Source organism: Alcaligenes sp. EGD-AK7, assembly GCF_000465875.3.
Lineage (GTDB): Bacteria > Pseudomonadota > Gammaproteobacteria > Burkholderiales > Burkholderiaceae_B > Alcaligenes > Alcaligenes phenolicus.
Window position 1 is genome coordinate 123,473 of the sequence record NZ_AVOG02000069.1, and the last position, 21,091, is coordinate 144,563.

Sequence of the window (21,091 nt, forward strand, 5' to 3'; positions counted from 1 at the left end):
GGCCTAATCCGGGGGAATGGCGCTATGCAGGCCGCGCTGGCTTATCGTTGCTGATGCTCATCAGCATCCCGCAGGCTACACCCAAGGTCATCAAGGCCGTACCGCCATAGCTCAGGAACGGCAAAGGCACGCCTACCACGGGCAAAATTCCCGTCACCATGCCTATGTTCACGAACACATAAACGAACAGCATCATGGACATGGAACCGGCCAGCAAACGGCTGAATTGGGTGTGAGCCACAGCAGCAATCGACAAGCCGCGCAGGATCAACAAGGCGTACAGCACCAGCAGCATGATGCCGCCGTACAAACCGAATTCTTCGGCAAACACTGCAAAAATAAAGTCGGTTGTGCGCTCGGGCACGAAATCCAGATGGGACTGGGTGCCCATCATGTAGCCCTTGCCGTAAACACCACCAGAACCGATCGCAATCATGGACTGGATGGTATGGAACCCTCTGCCCAAACGGTCACTACCGGGGTTCAGCAAGGTGCAGACACGGTGCTTTTGATAGTCGTGCAACACCACCCAATCCAGGTCTGGTACGCAGATATAGTCTTCGTAGTACAGCAAGGCGCTAATACCCAGCACCAGCACCACCACAATGGGTACGATCAGCTTGAAGGACAGGCCTGCAAAGTAAATCACGCAGAAACCGGCCGCAAACACCAGCAAAGCCGTACCCAAATCCGGCTGACGCACGATCAGCAGGAACGGAATCATCAGCAAGATGCCTGCCACCATGAAGTCCAGCAGGCTCATCTTGGGCCGCTGATAGCGGTGGAAATACCAGGCCAACATCAAGGGCACGGAAATTTTGAGCATTTCCGAGGGCTGAATACGTGCCACCCCCAAGTCCAGCCAGCGCGTTGCGCCCTTGCTGGTTTCGCCAAAGAACTCCACCCCCAAAAGCAACACGACCCCGATCGAATACACCACCGGAGCCAGCTTCATCCACAAGGCAGGCGGAATCAGGGCGGCCAGCCACATCACACTAAAGGCCAACAGGAAATTACGCACCTGATCGGCAAAGCGCCAGTCTGTACCGCCCACAGCGGAATGCATGACGGTCATGCCCAGCGCAGCCATCAGCACCAGCAAAAGCAGCAAAGGCCAATCAAAGGCGGTGACGGCTCTCAGGCCCAGTTGCAAAAGTCGCTTCATTGCATCTGCCCTCGTTCCACCAACCAGTAATCAAAGACCTTGCGCACAATCGGTGCCGCAACCGACCCACCCCAACCTGCGTTTTCCACGATCAGGGCAACAGCAATTTTGGGGTTCTCTGCCGGGGCGTAGGACATGAACAAGGCGTGGTCACGCAAACGCTCATCAATGGCGTTGGCGTTGTACTTGGCACCGCGCAAGCTAAAAACCTGTGCCGTACCCGTTTTGCCAGCAGCCTGATACGCCGCACCCGCAAAAGCCCGGCGGGCGGTACCCAAACGCACCACATCCACCAGAGCACGTTTGACCACATCCACATTAGCCTGCTTCAGGGGGATCAGCTTGGCATCAATACGCACGGGCTGTTCAATTTCCGGATCATGGGGGCTGAGCGTCTGGGTGACCAGATGTGGAGGCCGCACAATGCCATTGCTGGCCAGCACGGCGGTCGCATGGGCCAGTTGCAGCACAGTAAACGAGTTATAGCCCTGGCCCACGGCCACCGAGATACTTTCCCCGGCATACCAGCGCTGTTGGGCCGGTTTTTTGTAGGCCTGACGTTTCCATTCAGTAGAAGGCAGAATGCCTTGGCGCTCGCCATCCAGATCAATGCCGGTTTGCTGACCAAAGCCAAACTGCTTCATGAAATCGTGCAGATTATCAACGCCAATTTCCGGGCCCAATGAGTAGAAATAGGTATCGGAGGATACCACCAGGGCGCGGTGCATGTCGGTAGAGCCATATACAGCGCCACCCGCGTTACGGAAACGCTGACCACCAAACTCAAAGTAGCCAGGGTCAGAAATACGGTCCGTCGCCTTGCGCTTGCCGGTTTCCAAAGCAGCCAAGGCCACAAAGGGCTTGTAAGTCGAGCCGATAGGATAGGTGCCGTACAGTGGGCGGTTAATCAGCGGGTGGTCGGGCGAGTCATTCAGCTTGCGCCAGTTCTCTACGTCAATACCGTCAATAAACAGGTTCGGATCAAAAGACGGGGCCGACACGAAAGCCAGCACTTCGCCAGTGCTGGGCTCGATGGCCACCAGCGCGCCGCGTCGTCCTTCAAACAGGGCTTCAGCCATTTTCTGCAGGCCAATGTCCAGCGACAAACGCAAGCTGGCACCCGGTACGGGGTCGACCCGGCTCAAGGTACGTACTGGACGGCCCGACGCGGCCACTTCCACTTCCTCTATCCCTGTGCGACCGTGCAGGGTCTTTTCCCAGGTTTTCTCGATCCCTTTTTTGCCAATGACCTGCGTGCCACGGTAGTTACCGGTTTGCCCGGTTTCTTCCAGGCGCTGCTGATCGCCCTCGGAAATACGGCCCACATAACCCAGCACGTGCGCTGCCGCCTCGCCCTGCGGATATTCGCGCACCCAGCGAGCCTGCAAGGTCACACCAGGGAACTTGAAGGCATGGGCAGCAAACCAGGCGGCTTCATCATCGCTCAGGTTATTGCGCAACAGAATTTCAGAATATCGACTGTTTTGCGCGACGCTCTGCTTGAATCGACGACGATCACGTGGACTTAGCTCCACCAGTTCGCCGACACGATCCAGCATATCGTCTACCGGCTCGCCCAAACTGGCGGGTACGGCCGACAAGGTGTAGTCCCGGTAATTACGGGCCAGTACCTCGCCATTGCGGTCCAGAATCTCGCCTCGACGAGGGGTAATCGGGATGACGGCAATACGGTTTTGATCGGCTCGGGCGGCAAAGCCTTCGTAGCGCACCACTTGCAAATACCACAAGCGCACGCCCAGCACCCCTAACAGTACGCAGGCCAGAACGGCCGCTACCAAGGCGCGAAACAGAATGCGCTGGCGCAACTGATGCGAAGTTTTTTTGAATTCAAACATGGCCGCCCTACCCGTCAGGACGAACCGGAGTCGGACTCGTCCAGACGCCGCTGCGGCAAGAACAGCACGCTATCGGCCAGCGGCCACAGGGCGGCGGTCAACAAGGCGCCTCCGGCCCACTCCCAGCCAGACCACTCCCCTACCAGCCAGGCGTGCAGAACCCGCACGATCAACTGGGCCAGCAGCATGACAACTGCCATGTGCAAGAAGTGAGTCCACATGCCAAAATTCAGGATGCGCTTGCGTAGCAGCAATGCGCCGTACACGACCAGAATATAGGTCAGGGCATGTTCGCCCAGCAGACTGCCATCGTGCACATCCACCAGAATGCCCACAATAAATGCCAGTGACATGGGAACACGGCGCGGCTCGTGTACAGCCCAGAAAGCCAGTACCAGCATCAACAGATCAGGCGCAAAGGGCAGCAGGCGCCAGGGCAGCATGGAAACCAGCCACATCAGCAGAATCGAGCCCCACACCAACCAGGGACTGGAAGCGCGCGAAAACGGGCTGCTATCAATAGGCTGCAAACTACTCAAGGATGAGGACCGGGTTTTACGGCCAGAGGTGTCCGAGGACTCAGCGCGTCGCATCATTGGCATCGTCCTGTTCAAGAGGGCGCTCGCTCTCGGGCACTAGCAAAATCAGAAAATGGCGATAACGCTCGGGGTGCGACAAAGGCGTCACCAAGGCCAGCGCAAAACCGGACGCATCATCGCGCTCGATACTGCTGACCATTCCCACCGGCAGACCGGCAGGGAACAAGCCCCCGATACCGCTGGTGATCAAGGTATCGTTCGGCTCCAGATCCACATCAGCCGTCAGAAAACGCACTTCCACTTTGCCACCGGGGTTGCCACCGAAGGCAATCAAACGCAGACCATTGCGCAACACCTGTACCGGCACCGAGACTTTATCGTCCGTGATCAGCGCAGCTTCCGAGGTAAAGCGCGTGACACGCACCACCTGGCCAACCACGCCGCCTTCGTCAATAACCGGCATACCGGGTCGAATGCCGCTGGCCGAGCCTTTATTGAAGATCAGATGACGGGCGTACCCATTAGGCGGTTCGTACAGAACCTCTACCGCGACAGACGGTTGGGTAACCGTATCGGCCACTTGCAGCAAACGGCGCAGCTGCTCGTTCTCAGCAGACAGCTGGGCGGCATGGGTAGACAACTGAGCCAGCTCGATACGCTGGCGTTGCAAGGCTTCTTTTTCGGAACGGGCGGTGGAGGCCGCGTCGGTCCAGCTGCTGAAATAAGTAACCAGATCACGAGGGGCCAGCATGACACGCTGAAAGGGATACAGCACAGTGGCCACGGCCTGCCGCACGGGTTCGAGCACAGCATAACGAGCGTCAGTAATCAACAAGCCCACAGCCAGCACCAAAAGAGCGGCCAGACGCAGCTCAGCTGATGAGCCGCGCCTAAATAGCCGGATGGAGCCTTGTTCTCGCATTACTCAAGCACTCGATCGCTTGCCCCCACAGGCAGACACTGCCGTGAAGGCCAAGCAAAGATCAATCGTAAATGAATACGGACTCCAGACGCTCCAGATGTTCCAGAGCCTCACCGCAACCCCGTACCACGCAGGTCAGAGGATCTTCAGCCACCACGACGGGCAAGCCGGTCTCTTCTTGCAGCAGACGGTCCAGGTCATGAACCAGAGCACCACCACCTGTCAGGACGATGCCCTTGTCAGTGATGTCCGCACCCAGTTCTGGAGGAGTTTGTTCCAGAGCGGTTTTAACCGCGGAAACGATTTGATTCAAGGGATCGGTAAGCGATTCCAGAATCTCGTTGGACGACACCGTGAAACTGCGTGGCACCCCTTCGGACAAATTACGACCCTTGACTTCAATCTCGCGAATTTCAGTGCCAGGGAATGCGGAACCGATCTCTTTTTTGATCAATTCAGCCGTAGGTTCACCAATTAGCATTCCGTAATTGCGACGGATGTAATTAATAATGGCTTCGTCAAACTTGTCGCCACCGACGCGAACCGATCCTTTATAGACCATACCGCCTAAAGAGATCACTGCCACTTCGGTTGTACCACCACCGATATCCACCACCATGGAGCCGCTGGCATCGGACACGGCCAGGCCTGCACCGATCGCGGCCGCCATGGGCTCTTCAATCAGGTAGACCTTGCTGGCGCCAGCGCCCAGAGCAGATTCTTTGATGGCACGGCGTTCCACCTGGGTGGAGCCGCAAGGCACACACACGATAATGCGTGGGCTGGGAGCAAACATGCTGCGTGGGTGAACCATGCGGATGAACTGCTTGAGCATTTGCTCGGTAACCGTAAAGTCCGCGATCACACCATCCTTCATGGGCCGGATGGCTTCAATATTGCCAGGCACCCGACCCAGCATTTGCTTGGCCTCCTGCCCAACGGCCTGAATGATTTTTTTACCATTAGGTCCACCTTCATGGCGGATGGCTACAACGGACGGTTCATCCAGTACGATACCCTTGCCGCGTACATAGATAAGGGTATTGGCCGTACCGAGGTCGATTGCCATATCGCTGGAAAAGTAACTGCGTAGGAATCCGAACATGGGCGCGCAAAGTGTAAAGTGTTTGGGGAAAAGGCAGGTAAATTCGGCGCGGAACTCAAGCGTAAAACGACAGGCACAAGAACCAGGCAACGAATTCAAAAATACCTGGGAAGGAAACGGTCAATGATAACTTATAATTGCTCTACATTAGGACTGTTTTAATGGTCAGTTAAGTTCTGTAACCCCCGCATTTGCTGTAAAAGTGCCAAACTGTCCCTAACTGACGGATTTCCGCTTTTTTTTATTACTCATTTTCCAGTACCCACCCACATGTCTATCACTGAACAGGATGTTGCCCGTATAGCGCAACTGGCGCGCCTTGATCTTTCTGCTGAACAAGCCTCCCAGGTCGAGCACGATTTGACGCGCATCCTGGGCCTGATCCAGACCTTGCAAACCGTTGATACTCAAGGCGTTGAGCCCATGGCCCACCCTTTGTCCGCCCGCCAGCAGATCAGTCTGCGTCTGCGCGAGGACAAGGCCCTGCCTTCCGGAACGGTAGAAAGCCGTCAGGCCATGATGCGCAACGCCCCCGCCGAGCAGGATGGCCTGTTTCTGGTGCCCACGGTCATCGAATAAAGCAAAACCATGTCTTTTACCCCTGAATTCGCGACTATTGCAGCGCTGCGCCAAGCTCTGCAAAACAAAACCGTCAGTGCCCGCGAGCTGGCCCAGCAAGCCCTGGACAACAGCGCCCGTCAAAAAGAGCTCAATGCCTTCGTGCAGCAGGACGCTGCCCTGACCCTGGCCCAGGCCGATGCCGCTGACGCCCTGATTGCTCAAGGCAAGGCCGGTCCACTGACCGGCATCCCTATCGCCCACAAAGATTTGTTTGTCACCAAGGATTGGCAGACCACCGCCTGCAGCAAAATGCTGGAAGGCTACGTCAGCCCCTTTGACGCCACGGTCGTGACCAAGCTGCAGGCAGCCGGTGCTGTCTCGCTGGGCAAGTTGAACTGTGACGAGTTCGCCATGGGCTCGCGCAACGAAAGCTCGGTGTTTGGCCCCGTGCGCAACCCTTGGGATCACTCCATGGTGCCCGGTGGCTCCTCGGGTGGTTCTGCCGCCGCTGTCGCTGCTGGCCTGGTAGCGGGTGCGACTGCAACCGATACCGGTGGTTCGATTCGCCAGCCTGCCGCCCTGTGTGGTGTCAGCGGCATCAAGCCCACCTACGGCACGATTTCCCGCTTCGGCATTATTGCCTACGGCTCCAGCCTGGATCAGGCCGGCCCTATCGCCCGCAATGCAAGCGACTTGCTGGACCTGCTGGAGAACATGTGTGGTTTCGACCCGCAAGACGCCACCAGCCTGGAATTTTGCGACGACCAGCCCAATAACGGCGCGCGCATTCGTCAGCAATTTGAACAGCAACAGGCTCAACAAGAAGCCCAAGGCAGCCAGCCACTGAAAGGCCTGCGTATTGGTGTGCCCGCCCAGTTCTTTGGCCCCGGCCTGGACCCGGTCGTTGCCGACGCCATTGAAGCCGCCCTGAAAACCTACGAAAGCCTGGGTGCAGAGCGCGTCACCGTGCAACTGCCCCTGACAGAGCTGTCTGTCCCGACTTACTACGTCATCAGCCCCGCTGAGGCCTCCACCAACCTGTCGCGCTTTGACGGCGTACGCTTTGGCCACCGCGCCAGCCAGTACACCGATCTGAACAGCATGATTTCGCGTTCGCGCTCGGAAGGCTTTGGCCCTGAAGTGGTACGCCGCATCCTGGTCGGCACTTATGTGCTCTCGCATGGCTACTACGACGCCTACTATCTGCAAGCCCAACGCGTGCGCCGCATGATTGTGGACGACTTCCAGAAAGTCTTTGAACAGTGCGACCTGATCCTGGGCCCCGTCACACCGGCTCTGGGCCGCAAGCTGGGTGCCACCATCGAGGATCCCACCACCGATTGGCTGGGCGACGTCTACACACTGGGCGTGAGCTTGGCCGGCCTGCCCGCCATGTCCATTCCTTGCGGATTCAGCAAGGATGAGCGTCCCCTGCCCATCGGCCTGCAAATCATTGGCAACTACTTCCGTGAAGGCCAGTTGCTGGCCTTTGCCGACCGCTTCCAGCAAGTCACCGACTGGCATCAACGTCAACCAGGACAACAATAATGGAATGGGAAATTGTGATCGGGCTGGAAACTCATACCCAGCTCTCGACCGAATCCAAAATCTTCTCCAGCAGCAGCACTCGCTTTGGCGCCTTGCCCAACACGCAAGCCAACGAAGTCGATATGGCCTTGCCCGGCGCTCTGCCTGTCTTTAACCGTGGCGCTGCCGAACGGGCAATTCGCCTGGGTCTGGCCGTAGGCGGCCACATTGCGCCGCGCTCCGTGTTCGAGCGCAAGAACTACTTCTACCCGGATCTGCCCAAGAACTACCAGATCAGCCAGATGGAAATTCCCGTCGTCAGCGGCGGTACGGTCAGCTTCATGCTGGACGGTGAAGAAAAAACCATCAATCTGACTCGCGCCCACTTGGAAGAAGATGCCGGTAAATCCCTGCATGAAAACTTCCGTGGTCCTTACGGCGAATCCAGCACCGGGATCGACTTGAACCGCGCAGGCACTCCGCTGCTGGAAATCGTGTCCGAACCTGAAATGCGCTCGGCAGCTGAAGCCGTGGGCTATGCACGCGCCCTGCACAGCCTGGTAGTCTGGCTGGGCATTTGCGACGGCAATATGCAGGAAGGCTCTTTCCGTGTGGATGCCAACGTATCGGTACGCCCCAAAGGCCAGAAAGAATTTGGCACCCGTTGCGAACTGAAGAACATCAACTCCTTCCGCTTCCTGGAACGTGCCATTCAATACGAAGCACGCCGCCAGATCGAGCTGATCGAAGACGGTGGCAAAGTCATCCAGGAAACGCGCCTGTACGACTCGGACCGTGACGAGACCCGCAGCATGCGCAGCAAGGAAGACGCACACGATTACCGCTACTTCCCCGATCCTGACCTGCCACCTCTGTTTATCAGTGAAGAGTGGATCGAACAGGTTCGTCAGGACATGCCTGAACTGCCCGCCCAGAAACTGGCTCGCTTCGAGCAAGAGTTTGAACTGAGCCGTTACGATGCCTCGCAACTGACGGTAGATCGTGCAACGGCTGACTTCTTCGAAGCCATCTTGCAGGCGGGCTCCAAGGCGAACGCGAAACTGGCCGCCAACTGGATTCTGGGCGAACTGTCGGCTGCCTTGAACCGTGAAGAGCTGAGCATTGAGCAGTCCAAAGTCAGCCCAGCACAATTGGCTCAGCTGATTGCCCGTATTGCGGACGGCACCATCTCCAACAAGATTGCCCGTGACGTGTTCGCGGCGCAGTGGGACGGCGAGCTCAATGGCGATGTGGATGCCATTATCGACGCCCGTGGCCTGAAGCAGATCAATGACGTAGGTGCCATTGAGGCCATGGTGGACGAAGTACTGGCCGCCAACCCCAGCATCGTCGAGCAGCACCGTGCCGGCAAGCCAAAGGCCTTCAACGCCTTGGTCGGTCAGGTGATGAAGGTTGCCAAGGGCAAGGCCAATCCGCAGCAGATCAACGAAATGCTCAAGCAAAAGCTGGACGCCTAAGTCCGGACTCTGCGCTTAGCGGATACAAAAACACCAGGCCAAGGCCTGGTGTTTTTTTTACTGCTGAACCCTGCTTAACAAACGCAGATGATCAGACACCGTAGCGGTCGCGGTAGGCTTTCACTTGGGGAGCGTGAGCTGCCAAAGTGGTGTCATCCGCCAGCACCGCCATGATGTCAGCCAAAGAGGCAATGCTGATCACAGGAATACCGTAAGTCTGTTCCACTTCCTGCACTGCAGAATGCGCGGACAGTTCCTGATCGTTACCGGCGCGCTCCATGCGATCCAAAGCAATCAGCACCGCGGCAGGTTCTGCACCGGCGGCCTTGATGATCTGCATGGATTCACGCACGGACGTACCCGCTGTGATCACGTCATCAATAATCACGACCTTGCCTTGCAAAGGAGCGCCCACCAGGGTGCCGCCTTCACCGTGGTCTTTGGCTTCCTTGCGGTTGAAAGCAAAAGGCACATCACGCTCACCGATTTGCGGGTGCTCAGCCAGGGCAATTGAGGTTGCGGCAGCCAGAGGAATCCCTTTGTAGGCAGGACCAAACAGCATGTCAAAAGACACGCCCGAATCCAGCAAAGCCTGAGCATAGAAACGGGCCAGCTGACCCACACTACGTCCCGTATTGAACAGGCCGGCATTGAAGAAGTAAGGACTCAAACGGCCAGACTTGACCTTGAATTCCCCAAAGCGCAGCACTCCCTGTTCCAGGGAAAAGCGCACAAAATTGCGACGATTATCGTTATTAGCCGACATGACAGAGTATGAAAAAGATAGAGACGAAGGGCATTTTAGCGTGATGTGAGCCATCACTTGGCAGGTTCGGCCAGTTCTTCCAGCAAGAAGTCGATAAAACTGCGCACTTTAGGTGTCAAATAGCGACGGCTGGCATAGACGGCATGCAGCTGCTGCAGCTCTTCGGTGTAATCGGGCAACAGGCGAACCAGCCGACCACTTTCCAGATCATCCATCACCAGCCACTCCGGCAAATAGGCCAGCCCTGCTCCACCCAACGCACTGTAATAAGTCAGATTGGTGTTATCCGAACGCATGAAAGGATTCAGGCGCAAGGACTCCGGCCCGTCCGGCCCCAAAAATTCAAAACTGGGCTGCTGTAAATAACTGGGGCTGATAGCCGGCAGACGCATCACCTCCGCACAGTTACGCGGCATGCCGTGCTGGGCCACAAACTCCGGGCTGGCCACCAGATGAAAGGGCGTGGGGCAAATAAGACGTGCAATCTGATGCGGCGCAGGCTCGCGCATCACCCGCAAGGCCAGATCAAAACCTTCCGCCACCAAATCCACTTTGTGATTGCTCAGGCTCATGTCCAGAGTCACTTCCGGATAGCGTGTTTGGTAATCCTGCAACAGCTGCGCCACTTTGCGGTTGGCAAACCATACGGGGGCCGTCACTCTCAACACACCTTGGGGCTGATGCTCAGAACCCGATAATGCCTGCTGTCCGCGCTCCAGAGTATCGAGTGCCTGCAAGCAATAATCAAAGTAGGTTTGCCCCAACTCCGTCAGGCTCAAACGACGGCTGCTGCGATGGAGCAAGCGGGCGCCCAGCTGTTTTTCCAGATTGGCCAAGTGCTTGCTGACCATGGGCGCAGACATATCCAAGCGTTGCGCCGCCGCTGCAAAGCTGCCCGCTGCGACGATTTCCCGGAACACCCGCAAACTCTGAATCGTATCCATGCTTTCCTAATAAGAAAGTAACTAATGAAAATAGGCCTGTTTATTTCCTGATAGTAATTGATTAATCTTGAACGAGCGCTAACCCGGTGCCTGTCTGGGCCTTGAATGGGCGGGACCAGCACCAGGATGTCATCACGTCATGCCTGACACAGAGCTTTTGTCACTACGCCGGGCCAGTGCTTCGTTTACCGATACTGTCAACTTTCCAAAGGAACATACATGAGCGCCCTTACCTCTAGCTGGACTCCTCGCATCCTTAGCCTGCTGCGCATCGTTACAGGCTATCTCCTGCTGACACACGGTACTGCCAAGATCCTGGGTTTCCCCAAAGTAGACATGTTTGCCAACCTGCAAATCAGCTCCATTTACGGCATTGCGGGCATTCTGGAACTGGTTCTGGGTGTCTTGCTGGTGATTGGTCTGTTCTCTCGTTTTGCAGCCTTTATTGCTTCGGGCCTGTGCGCTTTCGCTTACTTTATTGGCCACGCCAGCGGCAGCACCTTCGCAACCCCTATCCTCAATGGCGGTGAGGCGGCAGTTCTGTTCTGCTTTGCCTTCCTGTACCTGGCCTTTGCCGGCCCAGGCCCATGGAGTATTGACGCAGGCCGCGACAAAGCCTGACGCCTTGTTCAACCCCTTATCCCCTGCCCCTATCAGGGCAGGGGCAGGAGATCATCATGACAATGCCCACCTATTTCATCTCGCACGGTGGCGGACCCTGGCCCTGGATGCCTGAAGCGCAAACCATGTACGCCCCGCTGCGTGCTGCCCTGCAGGATATTCCACGCCAATTGGGGCGTACACCCAAAGCGATCTTGATGGTCTCCGCCCACTGGGAAGCTCAACAAGCCAATCTGCTGGTTGCCGCCGCAGCACAACCGAGCATGGTGTACGACTATTACGGCTTTCCGTCCCACACGTACGAGATTCACTACCCTGCACCAGGCGATCCTGCTCTGGCCCAACAGGTCTGTAATTTGCTGGAAGGCGCTGGCCTGCCCACTCATCTGGATTCGCAGCGTGGCTTTGACCACGGTGCATTCGTACCGGCTTATGTGATCTATCCGCAAGCCAAAGTGCCTATGGTGCAACTGTCCATTCACGCCAACTACGACCCGGCCCTGCACTACGCCATGGGCGAGGCGCTTGCGCCTTTGCGAGACGAAGAGGTGCTGATTATTGGCAGCGGTCTGAGCTATCACAACCTGCGCAATATGGGACCTGGCGGTGTGCAGCCCTCTGCCCAGTTTGATGCCTGGCTGCATCAAAGCCTGAGCCTGGAGGACCCTGCCGCCCGTCGTCAGGCCTTGATGGACTGGGAACAGGCGCCGGCCGCACGTGTTGCCCATCCCCGCGAAGATCACCTGGTTCCCCTCATGGTGGCCGCTGGTGCTGCGCGTGGCGACGCAGCGCATCGCTTCCACCACGAAACCCAGGCCTTTGGTGGCTTGACCGTGTCCAGCTACCGCTTCGGCTCAGCGTCGTAACAAGCTCTGACGGCCACTGACATCCAGGCAGGTTACGGGTTAAAGTGCTGACGCTATAAGGAGAATTGCCACGTGTTACGCGTCACCTCGTTAAACGTCAACGGTATTCGGGCCGCCTTTCGTAAAGGCCTGCCCGCCTGGCTGGAAGCCCAGAAACCTCATATTGTCTGCATGCAGGAAATCAAGATCAGCGAGCCTGATCTGACCCCCGATTTGACCAACCCCGGTCAATACCACGGGCATTTCCACCATGCTCAGAAAAAAGGCTATAGCGGTGTAGGCCTGTACCTGAACCACAAGGCAGAAAGCGTGGCCGAAGGCATGGCCTGCGAAGAGTTCGATGCTGAAGGCCGCATTATCCGCGCCGACTGGAACGACCTTAGTGTGATCAGCGCCTACCTGCCCTCGGGTTCCTCGGGCGACGAGCGTCAAACCGCCAAGTACCGCTTTCTGGATCATTTTGAGCAGTGGATTAATGGCTTGATGCAGGAACACCGTGATACCGGCCGCGAGTTCATTATTTGTGGTGACTGGAATATTGCGCACCACGAAGCCGATTTGAAGAACTGGAAAGGCAACCTGAAAAACAGCGGTTTTCTGCCAGAAGAACGCGCCTGGATGAGCAAAGTGCTAGGCGAACTGGCTTGGGTGGATGTGTACCGCAGCCTGCATCCCGATACCACGGACGAGTGCTACACCTGGTGGAGCAACCGCGGCCAGGCTTGGGCCAAAAATGTGGGGTGGCGCATTGATTATCAAATTGCCACCCCAGGTATTGCTGCCAAGGCGCGCGGTGCAACGATCTATAAGGAAGAGCGTTTCAGCGACCACGCGCCACTGACGGTTGATTACGACTGGAGCCTGTAAATCCAGCCTGAAAAAGCCAGCGCCTTAGCTGGCTTTTTCAATCATGTAGCGCACAACGCTGCGCAATTGTTCATCGGTTGCTTTGGGAGCTGCACCGCGTGGGGGCATGGCGCCCTTGCCGTTCAGCACAACTTGCATCATGGCATCTTCGCCTTGGGCGATCAGGGGCTCCCAACGAGCCTTGTCACCCAAACGAGGGGCATTGGCCATACCCGATGCATGACAGACCATACACGAAGACTTGTACAGCTTGAGAGCTTCGTCCGAGTTGGCATGTGCTGCAGGTGCGGCGGCCAGCAAAAACAAAGCGGCCATTGCGGAGTACATCATGGTGGCGGGGCGATAGGTTCTCATGGGTTTACCCTTTAAACAGTCGGCATGAACGCATGCCTAGCTGATACTTCGTTTTCTGTACAAGAGGCCCGTTTTTCATGGTTCGAACCTCTTGCGTTTTCACTAGCTAATCACTATCCAATAACTGCCTTGAAGCCCGGACGGAAATGATGGGTGTTTCTGGTTCTCAATTCCGCATACCGGGTGCCAACCCTGCTTAGCCCTTGATCGGGCCGGGAGGGCTGACTTGCTTCATCAAGTCGTCGTTCCATTCGCCTTCGACCAGAACGTGACCTGCTGCGCCCAGTTCCATGGCTTCGATCAGGTTGTGGTTCACATAGGCGTACACACCAGGCTGCTTGAAGGTGTAGAGCGCCACACCGGCCGAACCGCCGCGAATGAACCAGGTTTCCAGGTTCTTGGCAGGTGGATCATCAAACTTGCCCAGTTCCCAAACCCAGTCACCGTGACCACCGATCAGGTGAGGACGGGTGTCGCGGTTGGCCTGCGAGTGAATGAACAGCACGGTTTCACCCACGTTGGCCTTCATGGCACCGTCGCCCATCAAGGCACCGACCTTGCCGTTGAACACCACGTGGCTGGGGATCAGACCACGCATGGCTTCCAGGGTATCGCCGTAGCTTTCAGCCGAGGAACCATACTTTTTGAAGTTGCCCTTTTCATCACGAGGGATGTAGAGGTCAAACTCGCCAATGGTGTAGACACGGTCGTAATGCAGCGAGTTGCCCGCCGAATCCTTCAGGCCGTCGCGTGGCAGCACCATGACGGTACCGTGCATGCCCTGGACCACGTGCCAGGCTACCGAGCCTTCGGGTGCGCAGTGGTACACAAACGTACCGGTACGGTCGGCCTTGAAGCGCAAGGTGGCTTGTTCGCCGGGGTTCACGTTGGTCAACTTGGCACCGCCCAGCGCGCCAGTCGAGGCGTGAAAGTCGATGTTGTGCGGCATGGTGTTGCTGGCTGGGTTGACCAGGGTCAGCTCCAGGTAGTCGCCTTCATGCACAACCATGGTGGGGCCGGGCATGGAGCCATCAAACATCATGGCGTGCATGGTGGTGCCATCGCGATCGACCACGATCTCTTTTTCCACGATGCTCATGCGGAACTCCACCACGCGAGGCTCGGGACCTACTTTCTGCTCGTGCTTGTGGACCATAGGAGGCGCAACCAGATCCACCTTGACCCGCTCCAGCTTGGCGATCTGGGCTTCTGTACGCGCGGCCAACCAGGGCGCGTTCTTTTTTGGTGCAGCCGTCTCGCGGGCTTGTACTTGAGCCGCCAGCAAAGTCGTTCCTGCGGCGACACCTAGGCCAGCACTTTTCAAGAAATGACGACGTTCCATACTACCTCCGGTTTGATCCAGGCGTGATGCCTGCTGATTAAATAGTTGATTGCTCTAACAGTTACAGGATGTATTTGAACGTACTTGGCCCAAGCCATCTTTGTTGCAGCGCAAGCATTGGCGATGAACACAAAAAAAACCGCCTTAAAGGCGGTTCCAGAAAATACCTGTTAACGATACGCAGCCACCCAATCCGCAAGGATCATCTGCTTAGCCGTTCTGCAACTGATCAGCTTTCGCGACTCTCTTGGACTGCCATCAGTTTGTCCAGGGCCGAGAACAAATGGCGCCGCTCAGCGGCGGTGAGTATCTGTTCCAATTCCTCCTCCAGTTTTCCGACCTGCTCTTCAGCAGGCAAGAGCAAAGTCTGGCCTTGGGCAGTCAGATGTAATTGCTGTAAGCGTCGATCCCGCGGATCTGAATGACGTTCGATCAAGCCACGCTTGACCAGACGCTCGACCACCGGCACCAGATTGGATGGCGAGATATCCAGCGTTTCACCCAATTGGCGCAAATAGATTCCCGGATTAGCATCGAGCAAGATCAAAATAGAAAACTCACTGGGCTTGAGATCATGCTCGGCAACACGATGCGCAAACAACTTATGAATATGAATTTCCGTACGCGTGAGGCGATAGCCCAGAAAGCGGAGAAGGCGTGACTGGTCAACCGCGGATTCGAGAGCACTGTCCATGAGTTGGTGTCTGACTAAAAAAGAAAAATGCCTGCAAGACAGTGTCGACACAACATCGACACCATCCTGAGTGGCACACCGTTGATCGGTGCAGACATCAATCATAGAGCATAGACCCACCAACCGTCTCAGACGAGCTTGTGCACAGGCACCGCGCTTGTCACTGCCGCCTCGATCCTGCTCAAGTAATAGCGGGCATCCAGCAAGCCATGATCAAAGAAATAATCGGCACTAGCCACCTTGCGCTCGCACAAGCTGGTATCGGCATGCAAGCGACTGACCCGCCCTGCCCGTGCCCAGGCAAATGCCATACACACGATGCCGACCAAGCGCAGATAGTCCTCCGCACACCGGGCCAGTACTTGCGTATCGTGTTGAGCGCAGGTGCATAAATGGGTCGTCACTATGTACAGCTGGTCACTCCACTGTCTTAATGCTTTCCCCCATGGACATTCTGCCAACGCCTCCAGACAGGCATCCGCTTCCCAGCGCCAGGCCTGGAGCAAAGGTTGCAAGGCCTCGGGCCCCACGGCGGCAATCTTGCGCTGTAGCAGATCCAACGCCTGGATCTGGTTGGTTCCTTCATAAATCATGGCAATACGCGCATCTCGAAGCGTTTGCTCAATACGATACTCATGTACGTACCCATAGCCGCCAAAAACTTGCAGTGCGTCGCTGGCCAAGGAAAAGCCCCGCTCTGTAAATAACGACTTGACGACTGGTGTCAGTAAAGAGGCCAGGTCCTGCGCCCGAGTCTGCTCTTCACCCTCTGGCAAGCTCTGCGCCAAATCAAGCTGATGCGCTGTCCATGCCGCCATCACCCGCATACCTTCCGTCCAGACACGCAAGTCGGCGAGAATGCGTTGCATAGCGGGATGATGGGCAATAGGATCCGCTACTCCATTGGCCTGTGCCGGGCGGGGTTGCACCCGCATCTGATAACGTTCGTGAGCATAAGAGCGGGCCAATTGCCACGCCGCTTCTGCATGACCTAAGCCTTGCAACCCAACATGCAAACGAGCCGAATTCATCATCACAAACATGGCGGCCAGGCCTTGATGCGGTTTGCCTATCAGCCACGCATGGGCTGCCTCGAAACGCATCGAGCAAGTAGCACTGCCTTTGATGCCCATTTTCTTCTCAAGGCCATCACAGTAAATCGTATTGGGCACAAGCCCCCCCTCCTTGGGAATCAGGCGCGGGGCCAGGAACAAGGACAGCCCCCGTGTCCCTGCAGGGGCATCAGGCAGACGTGCCAGCACCAGATGAACGATGTTCTCGCTCATATCCTGATCGCCACCGGAGATGAAGATCTTGTTGCCATGCAGGCGGTAAGAACCTTCTTGTTCGGGCAGCGCCTGGGTACGCAGCAAACCCAAATCGGAACCGGCTTGTGGTTCAGTCAGGCACATTGTGGCTAACCAGCGTCCGCTAACGATATGCGGCAGATAGGTGCGGCGAATGTATTCATCACCATGAGCATTCAGGCAGGCATAGGCACCATGCAGAATTCCTGGATACATGGCCCAGCCATGATTGGCTGATGCCAACATTTCATGCAAGGCCGTATCGAGCAACTGAGGCAGGCCCTGGCCACCCACGCCGGGATCGCAGGCCAACGCAGGCCATCCAGCCGCCACAAAATCTGTATAGGCCTTGGCAAACCCGTCTGGTGTCAAGACCCGGCCATTCTCTAGACGACATCCTTGCAAATCAGCTGGCCCATTAAGCGGAGCCAAGACGTCGGCACAGAAGCGACCGGCAGCCTCAACTACCCTATCTGCCGTTTCCTGATCCAGCCCTTCGTAAGCCGACAAACGGCACCAATCCTCCTCCGCCTGCAAGCAATATTGCTGTACAAAACGAAAGTCCTCTAATGGGGGCTGATAATGCGATGCTTGCATACTTAAGTCCTCTCTTGCTGTGCCAAAATGGCGACCAGTTGACGATACGGGCCAATCGCCCGGGCCAGGCACACTGCTGACAACAAGGCTGCCAAGGCAGAGACCAAACCCAATGACAGCCCTACTTTCTGTTCGTCATGGAAAATAAAATCCGTGAAAAAAGCGACCAGAAAGGGCCCCATACCCAAGCCAATCAAATTAATCAGAAGCAGGTAAATCGACGTGACTTGTCCCCGCAATTGATTGGGGGTAATGGCCTGCAAGATAGGGGGGGCCAAGGCAACGGGCATCCCCAGAAAGAAGGTCGTTGCTGCCACAGCCACCAAAGCAAGCTCGGCAGAAGGGGCGAAGGCCAGCGCCACTCCAGTCACGATCAAAACGCTGGTGGCGGCCAAGGAAATAAGGATCGAGCCTACCAGCTTGCCCCGTGCTGTCAGATGGTCAGCCAGAAAGCCACTGACCAGCATGCCACCAATGCCAAAGCTCAGAATAATGACCCCATAGGCTGGGCCAATTTCACCAGGAGTCCACCCCCACTGGCGGATAAAGGTGGCGGGCAGCCAGGCCGTGACGCCGAACGTGATCATGGCAGTCAAGCCGGGAGCCAGCAGCAGTGGAAAGTAAGCCCGTTTATGGCGCAGCACATAGCGCCAATCAGGAGCGGGAGCCGAACCGGCATGTGGAGTCGAGTCAGTCCCTTTCATGCCCCGCCGCACCGGCTCGCGCACGGTCAGCATTAGCAGAATAAGAGGAATACCGGGCAAAGCCACAAAGATGAAGGCCGCCTGCCAGGGTTTGAAGCTGCCCAGCAGCGGAAACATCAGCGTGCCTGATTGGCTGGTCGCTTCAATAACCAGCCCACCCACAATAAATGCAGTCGCCGATCCTATATAAACCCCTGATGTATAGATACTCATGGCGCGGGCCCGACGCTCGGGCGCGAAGTAATCGGCCAACATAGAATAGGCGGCCGGAGACAGGGCGGCCTCGCCAATGCCCACAAACATACGGGCGACAAAAAGCGATGCAAAGCCAGTCACATAGCCTCCTGCGGCAGTGGCCAACACCCACACCACCATTCCGATCACAATCAGGTTCCGACGATTCCAACTATCCGCCAAGCGGCCCAGAAAAATTCCAACAAACGTATAGAAAATGGCAAATGCAAAGCCGTGAACAATACTGAACACCCAATCTGACAGATGCAAATCCTTCTTGATGGGCTGCACTAACAGGCCCAAAATCTGGCGATCCACAAAAGACAGCGTGTAGGCCAGCAACAAGACAATCGTGACGTAATACGCATAGCCCAAGGTTGAAAGCTGGTTGGAAGCGGGCATGCGTACACGGCCCGGCAAGTAAGGCAGGCTCAAGGCAAACTCCTGTGAAGGATGGGGAAGGAAATTAAATGGACTGGCATGAACAGCCAGCCCTGGTGGGCCTCAGCCGCTTTGGCCCTGAAGCAGCATCAAGGCATCTAATGCAACTACACCCTGACCTTCAGGCAGCACAATGATCGGATTGAGGTCTATCTCGCTAATAGCAGGCGTCCCACGCAACACCTGCCCAAGACGGATGATCAACTCGGCCAACGCTTCGCGATCAAGTCTGGGGGAGCCTCGATAGCCATGCAACAAGGCCGCTGCCTGCAACTGATCGAGCTCATGTAATACCTCTGTCATGGAGAGATCAGCATCCAACAAGCGAACATCGCGCATGATTTCTGCCGTAACCCCCCCCATGCCTACTAAAATCACGGGTCCCCACTGCGGATCCTGACGCGCCCCTACAATCATCTCAAGGCCGCGCCGTCCCATGACTTCTACCAGCACACCATCAAGAACAATACTCACGTCGTAGTTAGCCACATTCTCATGCAGACGGTTCCAGGCCTGCTCTAAAGATGGCCTGTCGCCAACGTTGAGAATGACACCGCCTGCATCGCTCTTATGGCTTAACTGCGCAGACTGGGCCTTGAGCGCAACAGGCCAACCAAGCGTCTGGGCAGCCTCTACCGCCTGTTCCAGGCACGTAGCCAGTTCTCCACGGGCAAATGGTATGCCCGCTTGGGCCAGGATCTGCTTGGCCTGATATTCAGGAATGACGGTACGATCTGTCGGCAACACTAAAGCTTTGGGTTCGCTGTGACTACTGTCAAAGCTACGTGCTTGAAACGCTGTCAAACGTTGTACGGCACGCAAGGCCCGCTCGGTACTGGGGAAATATGGAACGCCCAGGCTACGCATTTGCTCAATGAACTCGGGAGGAACAGCCGCCCCCTCGTCCAATCCGGCAAGCACCACGGCTTTTCGGGGACGCAAGTCGTGTATGGCTCGCAGCACCGGTGGCATTTTGATGCCGCAGGTCACCGTATCGCCCTGAATCAGGCCAACAACAAGAGTGGAGAAGCGTTCGTCCCTCAGCAAAGCCGTCAAAGTACGGTAGTAAAGGTCCGGATCAACCAAACCTTGCGCCGTCAAGTCCAAGGGATTGCTCACACCCACAAAGCCGGGCAACACCGACCTTAGCTGCGGTGAGTCCTGATCACTGATCTCCGGCAGGTCCAGTTGCAGAGCCTCGGCCCAATCCAGGGTCAAGGCCTTGAAGGCCCCCGACTCACCCAGAACCGCTACGCCCGCAGCCGGCAAGGCAGGACAACGAATGGCAATCTCGGCGATATCACCCAGCTCTTCCAGCGTTTCAGCAAAAACAGCACCCGCACGCTCCATCTTGGTGCGCATCAATGAATAGTCGCCTGCCAGAACACCGGTATGTGTGGCCGCGGACGCGCGAGCCGCACTACTTTTGCCCGGATGAAGCAGTACAAGCGTCTTGCCCTGACTACGTGCCTGAGTAACCGCTGCCAGCATGCGCTCTGGATGACGAAACTGCTCCACAATCATCGCAATAACGCGGGTATGGCTTTGCTCCAGCAGGAACTCCACATAGTCCTCCGCAGCACTGGCCGCCTCATTGCCCGTCGAAACCGCGTAGGACAAGGGCAAGTTGCGACTGGACAAGGTGGTGCACAACACCGTCATCATCGCACCGCTTTGCGACACCACCCCAATGCACGGCTGTTGTTCCTGCGTCTTGTGCCGAATGTCAACTTGCACAAACGTCAATGGCACACCTTGCTGATAATTGATACTCCCCAAACAGTTGGGCCCTTCGATCACCATGCCAGCCTCAGCCGCGATTCGGGCAATCTCATTTTGCTCGGCTTGCCCCTGTATACCGGCCTCGGCAAAACCTGCCGTAAAGATGATCGCCGCACCGACACGCCGCTTGGCCAGTGAACGAACGGTATCCAGAACGGCCATTTGTGGAATCGCCAATACAGCCACATCCACGCCGTCAGGCAACTGCTCAACGGATGTCAAGCAAGGACGGCCTGCTATCTGGACTCGCCTGGGATTGATCAAGTAAATCTCGCCGGCAAAACCGTTTCGCTCCAGATTACCCAGTACCGATGCACCCAGTGCTCCGGGTGTGGCCGATGCGCCCACAATAGCTATGGAGCCCGGCCTTAATAGCCGCCCGATATCCGGCCGCTGAGCGGCCACCCTCTGTGTCCTTA

Annotated in this window: 19 protein-coding genes; 6 read left to right on the plus strand and 13 right to left on the minus strand. The window is 56.7% G+C overall.

All coding sequences use genetic code 11. From position 1 onward, the window contains the following. Nucleotides 1–22: 22 nt before the first annotated feature. The 5 genes from rodA to N879_RS18780 all read right to left on the minus strand — a co-directional run bounded on the left by rodA (nucleotide 23) and on the right by N879_RS18780 (nucleotide 5,587). A complete protein-coding gene (gene rodA, locus N879_RS18760; RefSeq protein WP_009460538.1) occupies nucleotides 23–1,165 on the minus strand; it encodes a rod shape-determining protein RodA in 1,143 nt (380 codons plus the stop codon). After that, entirely contained in the window at nucleotides 1,162–3,021 is a 1,860-nt protein-coding gene (gene mrdA / locus N879_RS18765; protein WP_009460384.1) for a penicillin-binding protein 2, read from the minus strand. The genes rodA and mrdA overlap by 4 nt, the downstream gene beginning before the upstream one ends. A gap of 14 nt (nucleotides 3,022–3,035) precedes the next feature. Beyond that, nucleotides 3,036–3,617: a rod shape-determining protein MreD gene (mreD, locus tag N879_RS18770; RefSeq protein ID WP_009460382.1), complete on the minus strand. Its 582-nt coding sequence runs from the start codon at nucleotides 3,615–3,617 to the stop codon at nucleotides 3,036–3,038. Then, the gene (gene mreC / locus N879_RS18775; protein WP_009460381.1) at nucleotides 3,601–4,482 is read right to left on the minus strand and encodes a rod shape-determining protein MreC; all 882 of its coding nucleotides are present in this window, start codon (nucleotides 4,480–4,482) and stop codon (nucleotides 3,601–3,603) included. Before mreC ends, mreD begins: the two co-directional genes overlap by 17 nt. A gap of 61 nt (nucleotides 4,483–4,543) precedes the next feature. Next, nucleotides 4,544–5,587: a rod shape-determining protein gene (locus N879_RS18780; protein WP_003801946.1), complete on the minus strand. Its 1,044-nt coding sequence runs from the start codon at nucleotides 5,585–5,587 to the stop codon at nucleotides 4,544–4,546. 270 nt (nucleotides 5,588–5,857) lie between these two features. Between N879_RS18780 and gatC the strand changes: the two genes are divergently transcribed. The 3 genes from gatC to gatB are packed head-to-tail and all read left to right on the plus strand — an operon-like array spanning nucleotide 5,858 to nucleotide 9,153. Continuing rightward, nucleotides 5,858–6,166, plus strand: a complete 309-nt coding sequence (gene gatC, locus N879_RS18785; protein ID WP_003801948.1) for an Asp-tRNA(Asn)/Glu-tRNA(Gln) amidotransferase subunit GatC — start codon at nucleotides 5,858–5,860, stop codon at nucleotides 6,164–6,166. 9 nt (nucleotides 6,167–6,175) lie between these two features. Beyond that, nucleotides 6,176–7,696, plus strand: a complete 1,521-nt coding sequence (gene gatA, locus N879_RS18790) for an Asp-tRNA(Asn)/Glu-tRNA(Gln) amidotransferase subunit GatA (RefSeq protein ID WP_009460380.1) — start codon at nucleotides 6,176–6,178, stop codon at nucleotides 7,694–7,696. Continuing rightward, the gene (gatB, locus tag N879_RS18795; RefSeq protein WP_022983608.1) at nucleotides 7,696–9,153 is read left to right on the plus strand and encodes an Asp-tRNA(Asn)/Glu-tRNA(Gln) amidotransferase subunit GatB; all 1,458 of its coding nucleotides are present in this window, start codon (nucleotides 7,696–7,698) and stop codon (nucleotides 9,151–9,153) included. Before gatA ends, gatB begins: the two co-directional genes overlap by 1 nt. Nucleotides 9,154–9,244: 91 nt before the next feature. Here gatB and pyrE read toward each other — a convergent pair whose 3' ends face one another. Then, nucleotides 9,245–9,919 carry an orotate phosphoribosyltransferase gene (pyrE, locus tag N879_RS18800; RefSeq protein ID WP_009460379.1) on the minus strand — a complete coding sequence of 225 codons (675 nt, stop codon included), beginning with the start codon at nucleotides 9,917–9,919 and terminating at the stop codon, nucleotides 9,245–9,247. Nucleotides 9,920–9,972: 53 nt separating this feature from the next. Further along, on the minus strand, nucleotides 9,973–10,863 hold the full coding sequence (locus tag N879_RS18805; RefSeq protein WP_022983609.1) for a LysR family transcriptional regulator: 891 nt from the start codon (nucleotides 10,861–10,863) through the stop codon (nucleotides 9,973–9,975). A 219-nt stretch (nucleotides 10,864–11,082) separates the two neighbouring features. Between N879_RS18805 and N879_RS18810 the strand changes: the two genes are divergently transcribed. From N879_RS18810 to N879_RS18820, 3 genes are all read left to right on the plus strand, one after another. Beyond that, nucleotides 11,083–11,484 carry a DoxX family protein gene (locus N879_RS18810; RefSeq protein ID WP_009460378.1) on the plus strand — a complete coding sequence of 134 codons (402 nt, stop codon included), beginning with the start codon at nucleotides 11,083–11,085 and terminating at the stop codon, nucleotides 11,482–11,484. Between the two features lie 56 nt (nucleotides 11,485–11,540). Beyond that, nucleotides 11,541–12,350, plus strand: a complete 810-nt coding sequence (locus N879_RS18815) for a DODA-type extradiol aromatic ring-opening family dioxygenase (protein WP_022983610.1) — start codon at nucleotides 11,541–11,543, stop codon at nucleotides 12,348–12,350. Nucleotides 12,351–12,422: 72 nt separating this feature from the next. Beyond that, nucleotides 12,423–13,217: an exodeoxyribonuclease III gene (locus N879_RS18820; protein WP_022983611.1), complete on the plus strand. Its 795-nt coding sequence runs from the start codon at nucleotides 12,423–12,425 to the stop codon at nucleotides 13,215–13,217. Between the two features lie 24 nt (nucleotides 13,218–13,241). Here N879_RS18820 and N879_RS18825 read toward each other — a convergent pair whose 3' ends face one another. The 6 genes from N879_RS18825 to N879_RS18850 form a co-directional block, all read right to left on the minus strand. After that, a complete protein-coding gene (locus tag N879_RS18825) occupies nucleotides 13,242–13,571 on the minus strand; it encodes a c-type cytochrome (RefSeq protein ID WP_009460372.1) in 330 nt (109 codons plus the stop codon). 196 nt (nucleotides 13,572–13,767) lie between these two features. Then, nucleotides 13,768–14,913 (minus strand): copper-containing nitrite reductase, encoded by a 1,146-nt coding sequence (gene nirK, locus N879_RS18830; RefSeq protein ID WP_009458792.1) that lies wholly within the window; start codon nucleotides 14,911–14,913, stop codon nucleotides 13,768–13,770. A 229-nt stretch (nucleotides 14,914–15,142) separates the two neighbouring features. Beyond that, nucleotides 15,143–15,712, minus strand: coding sequence for a MarR family winged helix-turn-helix transcriptional regulator (locus tag N879_RS18835; protein ID WP_235484344.1), 570 nt, complete (start codon nucleotides 15,710–15,712; stop codon nucleotides 15,143–15,145). A 23-nt stretch (nucleotides 15,713–15,735) separates the two neighbouring features. Then, complete coding sequence (locus N879_RS18840) at nucleotides 15,736–17,511, minus strand: acyl-CoA dehydrogenase (RefSeq protein WP_022983613.1); 1,776 nt, start codon at nucleotides 17,509–17,511, stop codon at nucleotides 15,736–15,738. 2 nt (nucleotides 17,512–17,513) lie between these two features. Continuing rightward, nucleotides 17,514–18,884, minus strand: a complete 1,371-nt coding sequence (locus N879_RS18845; protein WP_009458788.1) for an MFS transporter — start codon at nucleotides 18,882–18,884, stop codon at nucleotides 17,514–17,516. 69 nt (nucleotides 18,885–18,953) lie between these two features. After that, a complete protein-coding gene (locus tag N879_RS18850; RefSeq protein ID WP_031233048.1) occupies nucleotides 18,954–21,077 on the minus strand; it encodes an acetate--CoA ligase family protein in 2,124 nt (707 codons plus the stop codon). Between the last annotated feature and the right edge of the window lie 14 nt (nucleotides 21,078–21,091).